A 1,228-nucleotide genomic window follows, 5' to 3' on the forward strand; every position below is an offset into this window, starting at 1 on the left:
ATGGCATTGACCGAGGGATGGCATTGACCGAGGGCAGCATGGCGGAGCGGGTGGCCAAGCTCAAGCGCAAGGTGCTCAAGGACCTGGTGTGGGTCGAGGGCGGCAGCTTCATGATGGGCGACTTCGGGCCGTGGTGGTCGCCCGAGAAGATGTACTACACGACCGGACTCGATAACAAGCCGCCGCACAAGGTAACGCTGATGGGATACAGCATGGCCCGCTACAAGACGACGTACGCGGAGTTCGACGTGTTCGCGGATGCGACAGGACAGGAGCGAGCCGGGATGGAGTTGAAACCTGGCTACGAATCGTTGCAAGGGATTTACCGGCATCCGCTAATACCGGTCGGCGTGTACTGGCACCGGGCGAGGGACTATTGCCTTTGGCTTGGCAAGCAAACGGGAGTGCCATTCAGTCTGCCGACGGAGGCGCAATGGGAGTATGCCGCACGCAGCCGTGGGCAGAACTTCATCTGGGCCACGGACAACGGGCACATGGACAAGGGGCGCAATATGGCTTCGGGTGAACAGAAGGAGAGGCTCAGGCCGGTCGTTCGAACAGATCCCCATGCGCCAGCCTCAATCACGCGAGCCATGTTGTTTCCGGTTGGCATCTTCCCGCCCAATCCGCTGGGGCTGTACGACATGAACGCCAATGGATGGGAGTGGATGCAGGACTGGTATGACGCGAAGTGGTATCGCGTCAGCCCGGAGCGTGATCCGATGGGGCCGCCGACCGGCACCTTGCGCTCATTGCGCGGGTATGCGGACGGTGACTATGTCTCTGGCCTTAACGTCATACGATACGCGCGCGATCCCATGATCATCGAAAAGGACTTTTTCACGGGCGTTCTCGGCCCTGGAACAAACATAACGCACTCGGTACGCTGCGTGGCGAACCAGGATCACCCGGTCGAAGGGGAGAGGTGATGACGTTAGCGAAGATTCGGATGCCTGGGAGAAAGCTTGGCCGGGTTGTTCTCCTGCTCGCGGTGGTGCTGTGTGTTGGCCCACGGTTGCAGGCCGCTGAACTGACTGAAGTCCAGCCACCGCGGCAGCCCCTGATGTCGAAGGATCCGGGCGAGAATGCCCCGCAACTGAAGCAGCCCCCAGCCCTGGAGGCCGAATTGATGGCATTGACCGAGGGCAGCATGGAGGAGCGGGTGGCCAAGCTCAAGCGCAAGGTGCTCAAGGACCTGGTGTGGGTCGAGGGCGGCAGCTTCATGATG

The 1,228-nt window shown here is 61.1% G+C and carries 1 protein-coding gene; it reads left to right on the top strand.

All coding sequences use genetic code 11. From position 1 onward, the window contains the following. A partial coding sequence (locus AB4061_RS40530; protein WP_441641652.1) for a formylglycine-generating enzyme family protein occupies positions 1-929 on the top strand: 929 nt, incomplete at its 5' end. Between the last annotated feature and the right edge of the window lie 299 nt (positions 930-1,228).

This window comes from Cupriavidus sp. YAF13 (assembly GCF_052113425.1).
Classification (GTDB): Bacteria; Pseudomonadota; Gammaproteobacteria; order Burkholderiales; family Burkholderiaceae; genus Cupriavidus.